Annotated in this window: 12 protein-coding genes; 5 read left to right on the forward strand and 7 right to left on the reverse strand. The window is 54.8% G+C overall.

Annotation, left to right across the window (positions count from 1 at the left end):
* Window positions 1-31: 31 nt before the first annotated feature.
* Window positions 32-1,300, reverse strand: a complete 1,269-nt coding sequence (locus PAT3040_RS30680) for a sugar ABC transporter substrate-binding protein (protein WP_108995664.1) — start codon at window positions 1,298-1,300, stop codon at window positions 32-34.
* A gap of 487 nt (window positions 1,301-1,787) precedes the next feature.
* Between PAT3040_RS30680 and PAT3040_RS30685 the strand changes: the two genes are divergently transcribed.
* Window positions 1,788-2,801: a GNAT family N-acetyltransferase gene (locus PAT3040_RS30685; protein WP_181376942.1), complete on the forward strand. Its 1,014-nt coding sequence runs from the start codon at window positions 1,788-1,790 to the stop codon at window positions 2,799-2,801.
* A gap of 535 nt (window positions 2,802-3,336) precedes the next feature.
* Here the strand turns inward: PAT3040_RS30685 and PAT3040_RS30690 are convergent.
* The 4 genes from PAT3040_RS30690 to PAT3040_RS30705 form a co-directional block, all read right to left on the reverse strand.
* Complete coding sequence (locus PAT3040_RS30690; RefSeq protein WP_108995666.1) at window positions 3,337-4,035, reverse strand: hypothetical protein; 699 nt, start codon at window positions 4,033-4,035, stop codon at window positions 3,337-3,339.
* The gene (locus PAT3040_RS30695) at window positions 4,032-5,243 is read right to left on the reverse strand and encodes a hypothetical protein (protein WP_087571386.1); all 1,212 of its coding nucleotides are present in this window, start codon (window positions 5,241-5,243) and stop codon (window positions 4,032-4,034) included. The genes PAT3040_RS30690 and PAT3040_RS30695 overlap by 4 nt, the downstream gene beginning before the upstream one ends.
* An 88-nt stretch (window positions 5,244-5,331) precedes the next feature.
* Window positions 5,332-5,910, reverse strand: a complete 579-nt coding sequence (locus tag PAT3040_RS30700) for a hypothetical protein (protein ID WP_108995667.1) — start codon at window positions 5,908-5,910, stop codon at window positions 5,332-5,334.
* Window positions 5,907-6,461: an RNA polymerase sigma factor gene (locus PAT3040_RS30705; protein WP_258235243.1), complete on the reverse strand. Its 555-nt coding sequence runs from the start codon at window positions 6,459-6,461 to the stop codon at window positions 5,907-5,909. The genes PAT3040_RS30700 and PAT3040_RS30705 overlap by 4 nt, the downstream gene beginning before the upstream one ends.
* 334 nt (window positions 6,462-6,795) lie before the next feature.
* Here PAT3040_RS30705 and PAT3040_RS30710 point away from each other — a divergent pair, with 334 nt between their 5' ends.
* Window positions 6,796-8,190 (forward strand): asparaginase, encoded by a 1,395-nt coding sequence (locus PAT3040_RS30710; protein ID WP_108995668.1) that lies wholly within the window; start codon window positions 6,796-6,798, stop codon window positions 8,188-8,190.
* Window positions 8,191-8,210: 20 nt separating this feature from the next.
* Window positions 8,211-10,670: an asparaginase domain-containing protein gene (locus tag PAT3040_RS30715; RefSeq protein WP_108995669.1), complete on the forward strand. Its 2,460-nt coding sequence runs from the start codon at window positions 8,211-8,213 to the stop codon at window positions 10,668-10,670.
* A 187-nt stretch (window positions 10,671-10,857) separates the two neighbouring features.
* On the opposite strand, the gene PAT3040_RS30720 is transcribed toward PAT3040_RS30715, so the two are convergent.
* Complete coding sequence (locus PAT3040_RS30720; RefSeq protein ID WP_108995670.1) at window positions 10,858-11,379, reverse strand: YwhD family protein; 522 nt, start codon at window positions 11,377-11,379, stop codon at window positions 10,858-10,860.
* A gap of 103 nt (window positions 11,380-11,482) precedes the next feature.
* On the opposite strand from PAT3040_RS30720, the gene PAT3040_RS30725 reads away from it, so the two are divergent.
* Together PAT3040_RS30725 and PAT3040_RS30730 are read left to right on the forward strand one after the other, a co-directional pair.
* Window positions 11,483-13,498, forward strand: a complete 2,016-nt coding sequence (locus PAT3040_RS30725; RefSeq protein WP_108995671.1) for a M1 family metallopeptidase — start codon at window positions 11,483-11,485, stop codon at window positions 13,496-13,498.
* A gap of 50 nt (window positions 13,499-13,548) precedes the next feature.
* On the forward strand, window positions 13,549-14,364 hold the full coding sequence (locus PAT3040_RS30730) for a hypothetical protein (RefSeq protein WP_108995672.1): 816 nt from the start codon (window positions 13,549-13,551) through the stop codon (window positions 14,362-14,364).
* Window positions 14,365-15,567: 1,203 nt separating this feature from the next.
* Here PAT3040_RS30730 and PAT3040_RS30735 read toward each other — a convergent pair.
* Window positions 15,568-16,059 (reverse strand): CcdC family protein, encoded by a 492-nt coding sequence (locus tag PAT3040_RS30735; RefSeq protein ID WP_108995673.1) that lies wholly within the window; start codon window positions 16,057-16,059, stop codon window positions 15,568-15,570.
* Window positions 16,060-16,886: the final 827 nt, after the last annotated feature.

Consider the following 16,886-nt stretch of genomic DNA (forward strand, 5'->3'; position numbering starts at 1 on the left):
CGGTTGCCATACATGACAAGCTGGTGGATCGTTATTTCATCAATTTAATCGCGTCGTTGTTGAAGCTTTCCAGTTCTTTTTTCACGTCCGCGTTATTGCGGTAAATCACTTCGAAGTGTTTTACATAGCTTTCGCTGATTTGCGCCCATTCGGTAATAACAGGCATCGGTTGGGCCGCGTTCAGCTGCTCGCCGATCACTTTATAGTTCACGTCGTTTTTCAGCTTGTCGTCTTCCCAAGCAGCAGTTGCCGCCGGCAGGGAGCTAGTTGTCTCCATCCACTGAAGCTGCGTCTCCGGCTTGCTCATAAATGCGATGAACTTGGCTGCGGCATCTTTGTTCTTCGAGTATTCGAAGATCGACAGGTTGGAACCGCCAAGCAGCGAGATGTTGTTCTCTTTCTTCGGAAGAACCGCCATCGCCCATTTGCCGTCGATTTCCGGAGCTTGATCCTGAATCAGCTTGATCATCCAAGGACCGCTGATGAACATCGGCAGAATGCCTTCTTTGAAGGCAGGGATGATGTCGAGACCCAGATCCTTCGGCGCGGAGCCGTTTTGGTAGAAGCTATTGATGTACTCTACCGCTTCGACGAACTTGGGGTCGCTGAAGTTAGGCTGGCCCTCAGCCGTGAACCATTCTGCGCCGTTCTGGCGGGAGAACATGAAGCCCAGCGATTGCTCCTTTGGATCGATGCTGATGCCGTACTTGCCGTCGCCGCGAGCCGCCAGCTTCTGCGCCGCGTCGGACAGCTCCTCCCAGGTTTTCGGAGCGGCTTCATAACCGACTTCCTTCAGCAGATCCGTGCGGTAGTATAATACGCGCGTTTCGACGTACCACGGGGAGCTGACATATTTGTCGCCCGCTTTGCCGGCCGCTACGGCGCCTTCGTAAAAGTTGTCCGGATTCAGCTCCGGATATTTTTCGACGTATGGCGTCAGATCCGCAAGCGCCTCCGCGTCGGCGAATTCCGGAATCCAGGACGTGCCCATCTGGATGACGTCAGGACCTTTTTTCGAAGCGATTGCCGTCAAGAGCTTCTCATGGCCTTGATTCCATGGCAGCGCCTGTACGTTGATCGTAATGTTCGGGTTTTCTTTCGTAAATTGCTCCGCCAGCTTCGGCAATGTTTTGGCCTCTTCGCCCATGCCCCATACGCTAAGCGTTACTTTTTCGTTTTCCTTGCCGCCGCCATTGCCTGCCCCCGTATTGCCTTCCGTGTTGTTGCCGTTCGCCCCGCAGCCGGCGAGCAATCCCGCGCCTAGAGCAACCGTCGTAATCATCGCAAATGTCTTTTTCATTCTGCAAACCCCTCTCGAAATGTCATTTGATCATGCTCACTACCCGTTCTTACCCCGTTCCCTCGTATTCCAACCATTTGGACGAATTCATACTTATTTTTTGAAGCACGCGCCCTTGCATGGTTAGAATGCCCTTAGAAGCAGAGCTTCATTCCAATAAAGCTGTGGCCTCCAACTGATGCAACCTATTAGAGAAACGTTTCGATAACAATCAAAATTCGTGCTGCGAATGTTTTCTTTTGTCAGATGATCGCAATCGAAACGTTTCGATATTGATTATAATGCAAGTTGAAATCGTATTCAAGTGAGGTTTTTAACTTTATCGAAACGTTTTTATTTCCATCTGCCGTATCTCTTGCCACGCTTGCTTACATTTTGTTTTCAGTATTATTTATTTCAAGCTAATGTTTCCCTATCCATGGACCTTCCGCGTAAGCGATACTTCAAGTATATAAACTTGAGGATAAGAAAGGTCGGTGTCAAGAACATGAAACAACCTTTCACACTGCGTGCCCTTCGATTGCCGGAGGACTACGCTCCGCTCGCCGAGCTCCTGAACGAATATTGGTCGGAGCCAACTACCGCCGGGCGTTTGGAGGAGGACGACAAGAAGCTGTACGAAGTCGGACATACCTGGATGGATGACAGCGGACTGCTTGGAGGTTATGACCGCACAAGACGCGTAGCCGTCTCCCGGGACGGAGATATCGCCGGATATGTATGGTCATGGCGGGCTCCGTGGACAGAGCCGGGGTATCTGTGCAACACATTGATTGTCAGCAAAGCTTATCGGGGGCAGGGAATTGGCGAAGCACTGCTGCGCCACGCCTTCCACTGGGGAGAAGAGCTTGGCGCAGCCTCCCTCATTACGGAGGTATGGGACGATCACCCGGAAGCTTTGCAATTCGCCGTTCGCCGGGGATTCGTCGTGGAACGCCACGCGTATCAGTCCGTGCTGCAGCTTGCCAACGTATCCCCGGAGTGGTCGGATCGCAATCCCGCAGCCATCCTTGCAAAAAGCGGACTAAGACTGTTGACTCTCGCGGATGAGCCAGGCGAGGAGAGCGAGCGCAAGCTCTACGAGCTATCCGCCTCGACAATGCGGGATATCCCTAGCTTCCTTGGCGACGTGCCTGACTTCGATCAGTGGAAGAAGTGGTATCTGGAGGTGGACGGCTTTCGGCCTGGGCTGGTGCTGATTGCAGCCGCCGGCGACCGGTTCGTCGGCATGACGAACGTCCTCCATATCGAGGCGACCGGGGGATTGTATCATGAGTATACGGGAGTCGACCGCGAATACCGCGGCATAGGAGTCGCGCTCGCGTTAAAACTGGAGGCGATCCGCAAAGGCTTGCGTTTGGGAGCAAGCTATATCCGGACGGACAACGATTCTATGAACGCGCCGATTCTGTCCATCAACCGTAAGCTCGGCTACGAACCTCTGCGCGGCATGTACCGAATCGTAGCATCGATGGAGAAGGTAAAGGAAACACTCCTTTAGGCAAAACGGCAAAACGGTAAAGTTCTGGCTCCAGGAATAGGGCGAGATTCCCCTTATCCAAAGTCGGAATTACCTGAAGGTAATCCAAAAAACAAAAGCGTCCAATCACTCACCGCCTAACGGACATAACGAGGCTGTCTATTCATTGTGCAAAGGTGAAATTGCGGGCAAGTATCCGGTAAAAAATGAGCGGGAGCAACTGTAACGGAAATCAAAGACGTTATTTCAGCAAAAAGCGGCACTTTTAAAATCTAATGGAACTGACAGCCCTTATGATGAGCAAAAGTCCTCGGTTTGCCTTGATTTCTCACAAATAACGTCGCAGAATTCCTTTATATTTTAAAATCACGCCAAAAGATCCATATAAGGGCCCTCACTTCCGTTAACTCGTCGGCGATGATTGTTTGCAGCTTCATTTCCAGTTTTGCACACAATGAATCGACGGCCTCTCAAGTTTTAGAGTCACATAATGTCCTAAACAAACAACAAAAAGCCCGGCAAACCTCTATGGTCGAGGCCTTGCCGGGCTTTCCACTTAGTAGTTCTGCCTCTCCACCTGCAAGCCCTTCGGCAGCGCAAGCATAAGCATTGGTCTTACAGCGTCGGTAACGAACCCTCCGTCTCTGCGGGGGACTGTTCCGATCACGATGTACATCGTATCCCCGACAACCCTTGTCCGCCAGATATCGTCGTTAATAGAAGTGATCGGCCCCTCCGACCAATAACGAATTTGTCCCATAAGATGGGCTTCGCGAGTTTCCGTCTCGTTTAACGTCACGCCGTCTGTCGCCTGGACGATGACCTTGGTCACTTCAGCCGGGATGGCGACGCCCTCCGTGTCGACGTATGCCGTGCGCTGCGTCATCTGCAATCCGGAGCGCAGCTCGTCGAAGACGCCCGTCGACATTAACAGAGCAAGCAAAAGACTAGCCGCGCCGATCAGACCGACAAAGAAGACGCTGATCCAGTCGTACCGGACGACGGTATCGCGGCTTCCGGACATTTTCAGATGAATCAGCAGCTCCGCGCCCAACAGGACAAATACGATGGGAGCGACCCATAGCAGCAACTCGTAAGCTTCCGTATCTTGCCAGAGGGAAACGGCGAAAGCCGTCCCCATCAAAATTAACGTAATGCCCATCGATAACGAGCCGACCCGCCATGTCCGGAGCCCTCGTTCTGCCGCTCCGGCGGATGGAGAGCCTGGCAGCGGCGGCATATTCATTGCGTTCATCGTCCGTCCCCTCCTTCTTTATCCCGTCCCGCAAAATCGCGTTCCGGCGGCATGACCGCGCCGAGCACGCTCTTGCTTCCGAAGGCAAGACGCAGGCCCAACACGATCATGACGAACGCGATGATCGCGGTCGGGAACATATATTTGTACATCAAATACTCGCGAACGATAACCGGAAAACGCTCATTGAGCGCCCGCATCACGATACGGTCTACGAGGAAGTATGCCCCGAAGCCAAGAAGCGCGATTCCGAACCAACGCTGGTACGGCACGAACATCGGCAGCAGAGGCTCGTCACTTAACTCGCCGCGCTCGTAACGGCCAATCTGCTGGAGGGCGTCGAAGAACGCGAAGCACCAGTAGAGCGGCAGCAGGAACAGGAAGAGCGACAGCCTTAAATTATCCATGACGTAGATGGCCAGCAGGAACCCTCCCATGTATTGAAGCCCCCGCTTCTGCAAGCCCAGATATAAGTGACCTGCACCTGGGAAAATGGACAGGGCGATAGTGAGCACTTTATTTTTATGGCCGGAACCGATATGCGCCTCGAAGCCCTCGAACAACGATTTGTCCTGCAGTTGTTCTCCCCGATGTTTCGCCTGCAGCAATTGAACGGCGTCGAACATGCTGTAAATCCAGATGACCGGCAGCGCCAGCAGGAAGACCAAAATTGCACCGGAGCCCATCACCGCGCTAATGAACACGATAATCGCGAACAACCCGATAAACGAAATAAGGAAGGTAATGCCGCGCTGCGTCAATCCGAGGAACATATGGCCAAGCCCCGGAATGACGGACAACATAATCGTCTTTGATTTCTCTTGCTCCTGCGCGTAGTCCAGCCGACCTCCATGACCGCCATAGGCGCCGCCGTAACCCTCGCCGCCATTAGCCTGCGGCCCGTATGCATATCCGCCATCCCCGTAAACGGGGGGATTCCCTTGCAGCCCCGGGGCCTTGCCGGAAATTAACGTAAAAATCATATCCAGCATATTGATGAAAGCTGCCGCGAAAGCCAATATGATCATCATCATGAAGGCATCCGACTCGTAACCTCCGTTCGCAATTTGAATCAATATACCCAGGCCGATCAAGCCGAAGAATAAACCCGCGTATATCAAACAACGAAAAGGTCTGCCCAAATACGCGTGTCCCGCTCCCGGTATAAACGACAGAAAAAATGCCGCAGCCTTGCTTTTGCGCACCATCACAACTCATCTCCTCTCTGCTTCCTTCAAAAATATCGCAACTGGAATAATCAAACCTTTTACACTCGCTGTTCTTGTCTTCAACCGTTTATTTAAAGCGCGAAGCCTGAATGCCTTCCAGCCAACTTCCCGTACGCTGGACTAACTCGTCAGACCAGGTAGGCTCGACACGCCAAGCGTTTTCGGCATCAGGCTGCGCAGGCATGGCAAGCTGGCTTTCATCCAGCTTCTCCAGTCCGCGTGTAAAATCCGCAAGAGCTCCGGAAGCGAGCAGCAGCAATGTAACCGATGCGGCTATCGTATATTGCACGACTGGCCTCTGCATGAGAGTGGGTCGCCGTTCCATGCTTCTCCGCCTTGGCTCGACCGGCTTCATGGCGGCAGACTTCGGCATTGGAACCGGCACTTTAACTTGTCGTTCGGAGGATCCCGCCAACTGTGCGATCACTTTCTCCTCCATCGCCGACAGATCCGGCATCGACTGCATCTCGCTGCCTGTTCCTCCCGCATCCGCCTCGTCACCCAACATGCTCATAAATAATGCCAGACAACGGTCGCATACCAGCAGCTCGTCATCTACGCGCGCACGTTCCGCTTCTCCGAGAGTCCCTCTCGCGTAACCTCTCATGACTTCGGTCGATATATGTCGCATTTCGTTCTCTGTCATTCGAAATCCTCCTTCCGCCAGTGTCGCCTCATCCAGCTTCTCGCCCGGTACAGCCGGGACTCCACACTCTTGCGTTCCAGACCTGTCTCGGCCGCGATTTGCTCATAGCTTTTCTCTTCCATGTAGAAGGCTTCGACCACCTCGCGATAATGCTCCGGCATGCCGCCGACCCGCTCATGCAAGGCTCTGCTCCACTCCTGCTTCATGGCTACTTCCTCGGCAGCGGGGGAGGGGGTCGCATCCAGCATGCCGATCGCAGTCACCGACGTTGCCCGCTGCAGCGCTTCCTCGCCGGCTCCCGACAGCTGCTCCGGCCTTCTGGCCTTGCTTCGTTTGTAATCGATAGCTCGATTGACCGCGATGCGGGTGATCCAGCTCTTTAATCCGTCCATACGGTAATTCGGGAGGGAACGGTAGATCTGGATAAGCACTTCCTGCGTTACGTCTTCCGCATCATGCGGCGACTGCAACACGGCGTGAACGGTGTGATAGATATAAGTTCCGTAAGCCTGCACGAACGGTCGATAATGCTCGGGCCCGCCGTCCCGCACAGCCTTGATCCACGCTTCGTCGTGAATGTCGCTCTCCTCCCTTCCCGCTTATATAGACGTCAGCCACTGCAGGAAACCCTGCGCTTCTCCAAAAAAAAAATTATAATTTGTTCCAATGTTAACTTTTATGACTCAAACCTCATGGATTATATTTAATTTTGCAATTACCAGCAAATTGATTCACCTATGAATTGAAACGAATTTAAAAGCATGAATAAGATATTTTATCATGTATGCGTTTTATTACCCCACTTTTATATTTGTCATATTATCTAACATAAATTACGATTTTACCGAGGAATCCTTATACTCATCACTTAAAAGGAGAGATAACATGACACAAACTGTCGGGAAAATGATTGGCAAAAAGGTATTGATCTCTATTCTAGCATTCGCGCTCGTCGCAGGTGCAATCGGTACATTCACCTGGAGAAATCTGGTCAATGCTGCCGAGCCTATCCCACTTCCGACTTTCGACATCCCGGCGTTATCCGAAGCGCATCAAACTTCTCCTCTCCCCAACGTCATCGTGGTAGCTACTGGCGGCACGCTTGCCGGCGCAGCCCGCAACGGCGACAAAACGAGCTTCCAAAGTTATTCGGCCGGCACTTATACAATGGAAAAGCTGCTCGGCGATTTGCCTCTGCATAAGACAGCAGACGTATCCTCTTACCAATTCGGAAATAAGGGCTCCGGCGGCTATACGATTCAAGAACTGTATGATCTGTCGCTTGCCGTGGATGCCGCTCTCGAACTATACGATGGGGCGGTCGTAACAACAGGCACGGACACGATGGAGGAGATCGCCTACTTCCTCGATCTGACCGTACGCAGCGAGAAGCCGGTCGTCGTCACTGGCGCCATGAGACCATGGGACGTTATCGGAACGGACGGTCCCGCCAACCTGTATCAAGCCATCAAAGTCGCGGGCAGCGGCAAAACAAAATGGTTCGGTACCGTCGTTATGCTAAACGACGTCATCCACGCGGCTCGCGAAGTGACGAAGTCGAATTCGCATCGCATGGACACGTTCGAGACGCCAATGTTCGGCGCGATCGGTTACGTAGACGACCCTGCGGTTCGTATCTACCGCGCACCGGCAAGAGCGCTCAAAGCAGGCACGCCGGAATGGGCCTCGCCGTTCGATCTGAAAACGATCGAGAAGACCAGCCTGCCGATCGTCGAAATCGCTTATAACTATCAAGAAGCAGGCGGCGGCGCGATTCGCGGCTTCGTCGAAGACGGCGCGAAAGGCATCGTAACGGCCGGAACGGGCGCTGGCGGCATTTCTTCCAAGATGAGCGCGGCCCGCACGGCAGCTATCCGGGATCATGGCGTCATGTTCGTAACAACGACAAGAACCGGGTCCGGCACGATGTACGGCGGCAGCGGCAATACGATCGCCGGCGATAACCTGAACGCTCAACATGCGCGTATGCTGCTTCTGCTCTCGCTCGCATTTTCCAGTGACGCGAACACAATCCGCGGCTGGTTCTCCACCTTCGGAACGCAAGACGTGGAAATTTCCGTCGATGAGAACACCGCTTTGACGGCGAGTGTCGATGAGCCCGAAGCAACGGAGCCCGTTGTCACCGAGCCGGTCGCAACAGAACCTGCTCTTGAGCCTACTCCCGCAACTACACCTGAGGTAACGGAGGCGCCTGCGGCTACGGAAGAAACTGAAGCCCCTGCCGCTCCTGAAGCGCCAGAACTCGTATCGACACCATAAAAAGGGGGAGGTAAGCCGTCATGACCATATTCGAAACCAACAAGACGCTAAGGAAGCTGCTTGCTCCGCTGCTGGTCGCCTCGCTCCTCGCCACGCTGCTGGCCTCAAGTCCCGGCCCGGCACGCGCAGCGGACGCGGCGCCTCCCTCATTGCCCACCTTCAACATACCGGCCCTATCGCAGGCGCATATCGAATCGCCTCTGCCTAATGTTATCGTGGTCGCAACGGGAGGCACGCTTGCCGGCAAAGCCTCGAACAGCACAAGCTTCCAGAGCTATTCGGCCGGTACTTATACGATGGAGAAGCTGCTCGGCGATCTGCCCGTGCACAAGACCGCCGACGTATCCTCGTACCAATTCGGCAACAAAGGCTCCGGCGGCTACACGATGCAAGAGCTGTACGACCTCTCTCTCGCGGTCGATGCGGCGCTGGAGATTTACGACAGCGCGGTCGTAACGACGGGAACGGATACAATGGAGGAGATCGCCTACTTCCTCGATCTGACCGTGCGCAGTCCGAAGCCGGTCGTCGTCACCGGGGCGATGCGCCCTTGGGATGTAATCGGCACAGACGGCCCTGCAAACCTGTATCAAGCCATCAAGGTGGCGGGCAGCAATAAGACCCAATGGTTCGGCACTGTCGTTATGCTCAACGACGTCATCCATACGGCACGCGAAGTGACAAAGTCCAACTCGCACCGCATGGACACATTCGAAACGCCGATGTTCGGCGCGATCGGCTATGTCGATGATCCCGCCGTACGCATCTATCGCCTTACCGCTCGCGCAATGAAGGCCGGACAGTCGGATTGGGCGACTCCGTTCGATCTGCGCACCATAGCAAAGACGGCGCTCCCTGTGGTGGAGATCGTCTATAACTACCAGGAAGCCGGCGGCGGCGCGATCCGGGCGCTGGTACAGGACGGCGCGAAGGGAATCGTTACGGCCGGCACCGGCGCGGGAGGCATCTCGTCCAAGATGAGCGCGGCCCGCAGCGCAGCCATCCAGGATCACGGCGTCGTATTCGCTTCTACAACGCGAACGGGCTCCGGCTCTACTTCCGGCAGCAGCAACGGCATTGTCGCAGCCGACAACCTGAATCCTCAGCACGCGCGCATCATGTTGATGCTGTCGCTCGCGTTCTCCAGCGATTTCAACACGATCAAAAATTGGTTCGAGACGGTAGGAACGCAGGACATTACATCCGCTTTGGAGCAAGCGCCGATATGGGCAGACGGCAGCGCGCTGACTCTGGAGAGCAGATCCACAACGGACATCACCTTCGCTTGGCCGCTAGCATTGGACGATGAGAGAATTAACGGCTATTCGGTATACGTCACAGGCAAAGATGTACCGATCGCACGCCTCTCCGCGACAACCACATCCTACTCTGCGAGCGGCTTGTTGCCGGGAACCTCCTATTCCTACACGGTCAAAGCCATCGATAACAGCGGTCTCGAGAGCTCGCCTTTGACGGGCACGTTCGCTACGGATTCCGTCCTATTGCCAGGCGGCCCGACAACGCCGATTACCAAGACGGAAGGAATGATCCAACCGGCTAACGGAGGCTCCCTGTCTCTCGGGCAACTGATAACGCTGAACGTGCCGAAAGGCGCGACCGAAGGCGAAACGAAGATGTCCATCGAGAAGCTGCTGAACTCTACGGTACCGGGCAGCCAGCCGGGAGACCTGGCAACGTCGGTCTACGAACTGTTAAAGGACCGTATCGGCAACTTCCTTGTACCGGTCACATTAACCTTTAAGTTCGACCCTTCTCTCGTGAAGGAAGGACAAAAAGCCTCCATCTTCTACTTCGACGAAGAGCTGAAGCAATGGGTTGAAATCGGAGGCACCGTCGAAGGGGACACCATCACGGCCAAAACGGATCACTTTACCAAATTCGCGGTATTCGTCGTAGACGACGAAACGGCGCAGGAACCGGAAATTTCCTTTACGGACATCGCCGGTCACTGGTCGGAGGAAGCGATTAAGGAAGCGGCAGCAGCCAGCATCGTGCAGGGTTACGACGACGGCACGTTCAAGCCGGAGAAAACCGTCACCCGCGCAGAATTCGCCGTCATGCTGATGAACGCCTTGCAAGCGGAAGAGAGCGGAGCGCCGCTAGCCTTCACGGACAATTCCGCGATCGGCCCATGGGCTCGGACAGCTATCGCCCAAGCGCTGCAACGCGGCATTGTCGGAGGATATCCGGACGGCAGCTTCAGGCCTGGCGCCACGATTAATCGGGCCGAGATGGCCTCCATGATCGCCAAAGCGATTTCGCTTCCGACAAGCGGAACCGCGGCGACGAGCTTTGCGGATAACGCAGCGATCCCTTCGTGGGCGCTTGGAGCCGTCAAGTCCGCGGCTGACGAAGGCATTCTGCATGGCCGCTCGGGCAACCGTTTCGTCCCACAAGGGACGGCGACCAGAGCCGAAGCCGTCACCGCCATTCTAAATATGCTGAAGTCAGACAAGTAGCAATACGCACAAAACAAGCTGTCCCGGCCATCTTTATGGCCGGGACAGCTTGTTTAATTATGATTGGAATTCGATGCGGCAACACGGCATGACCGACGGTTCCCGCAAGCTATGCTTGCTCGTCAAGCCGGAGGCCGTTCCCCGGAGAGACCTCGACCGAAGTCATCTCTTTGTCGGTCATACCCTCTTATTGAAGCTTCTCCTTCAGTTCCTCCGGCGAGCGATCCCACCACTCCGCGTTATGCTCGACAAGAAGCTTGCGCAGCGCCGCCTTTTCGTTTTCTCCGAGATTCTCCAGCATGTAGCGGCGCTTGATCGCATAATCCAGACGATTTACATGATCGGCAAGAATCTTCCAGCCCCGCCTCGCTTCCGTATCGACCAGCATCTCGCAAGAAGTAACGCCCGCGTAATAGGAACCCTCTTCGTTACGATCGACGGCGACCCACACGATCCAGCACGGACGACCGTTCGGCGTATCCTCCTTGTTCGGGGTGAACTTGATGCCTCGTTCCACCTTGCTCTTTGCATGCATAATGCCAACGTCGATATAGGCGACGCCATCGTCGATCATCACGCACGCCACATCGCTAAGGTCGATTGACCCCGCGCCGAAGCCTTTATGTTTTTTGTTGCTCACCACGTTGAGCGACAAGGATTTCTTTTCTTTCGCCGCCGGCTGCTCCGGCGTATTCCCTTGCTCCGTCACGCTTATCCCACCTTCCCGTACAATAATTCCATTTTAGCTAATAATCTTGGAATTGCAAACATATACATGCCTTAGATGCTTGTCAACGGGAGGGAAACGTTCAATGACTCCACGCAATGTCAAACGGTTAATATTCGGTTTGCTCGCGGCCTTATTGCTCGTCATATCCGTGCAATTCGGCTTCGGGAACGCTTGGCAATCGCAGTATACATTCGCTTTCGCCCCTGCCGCCGGCGCCTCCAAGGCCGCTCCGCCTGCCGCAAATTCGGCCAAGCCACAAGCTGTCCAGCAGCCGGACAATAACCTGCCCGCAAAGCCGGAAAGTCTGAGCAAACGGGTCGTCGAATACCATATCAACGTCACCTTGCGCGAGGATGGTCAGCATCTGGACGGCGTGCAGGACGTTACTTGGACGAACCCTGGGCACAAGGCCGTATCGGAGCTTTATTTCCACCTGTATCCTAATGCCTTCCAGTCCCCCAAGACCACCTTCATGACGGAATCCGGCGGCAAGCTGCGGCAGGACAAGGCAACGCTGAACAGCCGCAGCTACATCGAGCTGCTCACGCTCGAGACGCTGGAGGGCGAAAGCCTTCTTCCCAGACTGCAATACATGCAGCCCGACGACGGCAACGTCAACGACTATACGCTCGTTCGCCTCAAGCTGCCGGAACCGGTCGCCCCGGGCAAGTCGGTGACGCTTAAGATGAGCTACGAGGTCAAGCTTCCGGAGGTGTTCGCGCGAATGGGCTACTCCGGAGATTTCGTTATGGCTGGCCAATGGTTTCCCAAGCTCGCCGTGTACGAAACCGTCGGCATGCGCGGTCGGACGAGCGAAGGCTGGAATGTCCACCAGTATCATGGCAACTCGGAATTTTACAGCGACTTCGGCATATACAGCGTGCGGATTACCGTTCCGGAAACTCATATCGTTGCCGCCACAGGCTTCCAGACCAAGCCGGTCGTGACGAAAGACGGAAAGAAGATCTTCCAATTCTATGCGGAAGACGTGCACGACTTCGCATGGTCGGCCTCTCCCGACTTCGTTTACGAGGAGACCGTCCATTCTGACAAAGGCATTCCCGGCGTACGGATCAAGCTGTATCTCGATCCGCTGCATGCCGAGCTCAAGGAGCGTTACTTCCACGCCGCCAAGTCGGCTCTGTCGAACTATGCCCGCTGGTACGGCTCCTACCCGTACAACACCCTCTCCATCGTTGTTCCGCCTGCCGGAGCAAACGGCGCGGGGGGCATGGAGTATCCAACGTTGATCACGGCCTTCGGAGCCATGAATGCGAACCCGGGCTACGATCTGGAGCGGACGGTCGTACATGAGATAGGTCATCAATATTGGTACGGCATGGTCGCTTCCAATGAATTCGAAGAAGCCTGGCTGGACGAAGGTTTCACCTCCTACGCCGAAGATAAAGTGATGGAAGCCACGTACGGCATAACGCCAAATCTTCGCTTGGAAGCCAGCTATATGACGGATCCCGCTCCGCTCAAGCAGCCGTCGTGGGCCTACGACGACTCCGGCCAATACGCGGAGAATGTCTATATGCGGGCCAAGCTTGTGCTCGTGGATATCGAGAACAAGGTCGGCGAGAAGCTGATGGAGCGGATTATGCGAACTTACTTCCAGAAGTATAAATTCAAGCATCCGACCACCGGCGACTTCCAGCGGGTAGTGGAACAAGTCACGAAGGCAAAATGGACGGACTACTTCAACCAATACGTCTACAACAGCGGAATGGCCGACGTTTCCGTCGAAGCCATCCAGGTTCAGCCCTTTCAGCAGGACGGCGGAACGATGTACGAATCCACGGTGCTCATCCAGCGCAACGGCGGATTGACCGGTCCCGTGCCGATCGTCTTCCATTTTACCGACGGCTCGTCGATCACCAGAGAATGGTCGAATTCCGAGACGCATATTCAGTACACCGAGGTTTCGGAATTCCCGCTCCATTCCGTCACCGTCGATCCCGATCAGAGCAACGTGCTGGATAACAAGCTCATCAACAACTTCATGATGGCAGAGCTGCCGAGCGAGTCGCGTACACGCTGGAGCCTGGCAGCCATTAAGCTGGTGGAGGGCCTGCTCGGCGCGATTGGCTGGTAGCCGCCCCCGGAGCAACAAACCTATCCTTCGCACGCAAGGAGCGATTAACGATGAAGACTCATATTACGCAGGGCTGGAAGCTGGCGCTGAGACACTTCCACCTGGTGCTGCTTTTGTTCCTTTATCAATTCGCGTGGGGCTTCTTCTTATACCGCGCGATCGACGGCACCATTGCGCCTATCCTGCGGCGGTTGCCCCATTCCGGCTCATCCGAAGCGGTCATGCGGCATTTCATAACCGAAGCGCAGATCCAGCTGTTCAAAACAGATCTCGTAGTGCCCTACCTCTGGATGCTCGGAGGACTGTTCCTTGCGCGCATGCTGCTGACGCCGCTGTTCAATGCCGGCATCCTCTACTCGCTTAGCGAGCAGTCCCGATCAGCCGGGGGCAAGACACGCTTTCTCGAAGGCGTGCGCCGGACATGGCGGCCGATCGCGCTTCTCTACCTGGTGCAGTCTGTACTCACCCTACTGCCTAGCGTATGGTTTGTACCGCGCGGGTTGGAGGCGCTCATCCGCAGCGCTTCCTACGAGGAGCTGGCGCTCACGCTGCTGCCCGGCATCTTGGCCTGGGCCGCTTGGGGCGCGCTGCTGCACCTGTTGTTCCTCGCGATGCAGTTCGGCGCCGTCTCCGGAGAGAACATTTTCGCTTCGTTATGGCGTTCGGTCCGGTTATTCCTGCCCTTCGCCGGTCTTTCCCTGCTCATGTGGGGCATTGCGGGCGCGCTTGGTCTCGTCGTAAGCAGCATGTCGCTTCTCTGGGCCGGTCTCATTGCGATCATCGTCCACCAGTGTTATTACCTCGTACGAACTTTGCTAAAGGTATGGACGATCGCGGCACAATTCGAATGTCTGCAGACGAAGTGAGGAATACGGTTGGTTGGGTAGGGTTGCTTGAGTTCGGTTGAGGTTGGTTGAGGTTGGTTGAGGTTGGTTGAGGTTGATTGAGGTTGATTGAGGTTCATTGAGGTTGGTTGAGGTTGGTTGAGGTTGGTTGGTTGAGGTTGGTTGGTTGAGGTTGGTTGGTTGAGGTTGGTTGGTTGAGTTGAGTTGATTGAGTTCGGTCGCTTGTCTAGTTTGACAGCCTCAATGTGCTTTTCTTGTCTAGATCACTGGTAGCCGCAATCCCGGAGTTGGCGTGATGCCAGCTCCGGAATTCTACATGCGACGTGGCCCCAGATCAGGGATTCTGCATACGACGTGGTGCCAGATCCGAGACTATGCATGGGACGTGGTGCCAGATCCGAGACTCTGCACACGACATGGCACCAGATCCGAGACTCTGTATGCGACGTAGTGCCAAATCCGGGACTATGCATGCAACGTGGAGCCGAATCTGAGACTCTGTATGCGACGTGGCGACAAATCCGTGACTCTGCATGCGTTGTCTCGCTTGCATACTGCTCCCACCACCCCCTTGCCAGCTTGTCAACGATTTCGTGGACGAGTTACCAACCTGACAAGTCGATTAGAAGGAATTCCTCCCTCTAATCCGGCCATTCGGACTCCCATATCCAACTTTAGGGGAAAACCTCCCTCTATTCCATTGGTTCTTACGACTATGCCAGGAATCCAGCCAAATTATAGGGAGGTTTTCCTCTTATACACCCATTCTGCCGTTATTAGAGTCTTTAGTGGGAGGTTTTCCCTTTATTTGTGCTCAGCCCCCCTTTTTTTCTTCCAAAAAAATTTGCATGGCTCTCACCGAACTCTCACATTTAACATTCTCACGTTGACCGACTCCATTGTTCGCATTCCCTGCAACACCATCAATTAACGGGTAGTCTCTCTACCCTAACCTTTAGCCAGCCCCTTCCTCCGCATCCAACCATTAATCTACTTGAACTGACCCGTTCCCCTCATTATTCGCACCTTCCGATTAAACACTCCAGCCACTACCGCACGCCAAAAACCCGCCTTCTTTAATAGCAAACGGGCGGGGTTAGATCGTCTTTTAGCAAAGATTCAATCGTCTTTCAGCATGGATTCGAAGGATTCTCTCGTCTTTCAGCTAGGAATAAGTCTTTTAGCAAAGATTCGATCGACGGCACCATGACCGAGCTCGTCCTGTCAAACATGGTGTCCCTCTACCTTTTTAAGGCGCAGGAAGTCGCCCAACATCGCGAATCTCCATGGCAGAATCATGCCAAACGCCAGCAAGTAAAAGAGCGCTCCCGTCTGCGGAATCGACATATACTGCTCGACGATGCCATGCAACAGCAGCCGGATGATAAAGAGCGTAATCATAATCGCGATGAACGCCTTGGACCGCCGCACGAAAATATGCTCCTCTACCCGTTCCATCTGCGTCGTAACGATAAGAGGGAACGCAAAGATGAGCAGTCCTGTTCCGAACGCGGATACTCCCCACAGCCAAGGGATGTGCGTCACGGGGAACGCGAACATCGCGAGCCCCGTTGCCATGCCGAGCGGCGGTATGATGATTTTTTTAAGCGTTGTCGGCCTTTTTCCAGCACGCAGCCGAAGGATGATAAGCACAATCCCCGCTATAGCCGAGAACGCCACCGATCCTATTTGAACAATTGGATTGGACCACAACATCGGGACGAACCTCCCTTAGTCTCAGGTTTTCACGAAGGAACTCTCTTCTTTATTATACCTGCATCTACTTGAGCGAATACTTTCGAAAATAACCTTGATTTATCTATTATAACTTTTTTTGCCCATACCACTTAGAGTCTATTGCAATACCATATAACAAGTCAAAAGGAGGTGCTGCAATTGAGCGACTTATCCAAACATAAGAAAACTAAAAGGCATGCAAAGAGCATGAACGCTTGCGGGAAAAAGCCCCTCCCGTCCCCTTGTAAACGGACAATCAAATGTAGAAAACGCAAGGGATGCCGGGGTCCAACAGGTCCCACCGGGGCAACTGGCGCGTATGGACCTACAGGCGCAACGGGCGAAAGAGGCTCTCGTGGCAAACGGGGAGCAGATGGAGAGCGAGGTCGTCCCGGAGCAACTGGCGCAATAGGACCCGCTGGATCGACAGGGCCTACCGGTGCGAATGGCGCCACCGGAGCTAATGGCGCTATTGGCCCCACTGGGCCGACTGGTTCTAGCGGGGCGACTGGAGTCACTGGATCGACCGGTGCCACTGGCGCTACGGGAGCTACAGGAACGACTGGGACAACCGGTGCTGCCGGCGTTACAGGACCCACTGGGCCGACCGGCGCCGATGGCACTAGGGGACCCGCTGGGGCGACCGGCGCCGACGGTGCTACAGGACTCACTGGGGCTACTGGCGTAGACGGCGCTACAGGACCAACTGGGCCGACTGGCGCCGATGGTGCTACGGGACTCACTGGGCCAACCGGCGCCGACGGCGCTACAGGACCCGCTGGGCCGACTGGCGCCGATGGTGCTAC

This window comes from Paenibacillus agaridevorans, from assembly GCF_003112455.1.
Classification (GTDB): Bacteria; Bacillota; Bacilli; order Paenibacillales; family Paenibacillaceae; genus Pristimantibacillus; species Pristimantibacillus agaridevorans.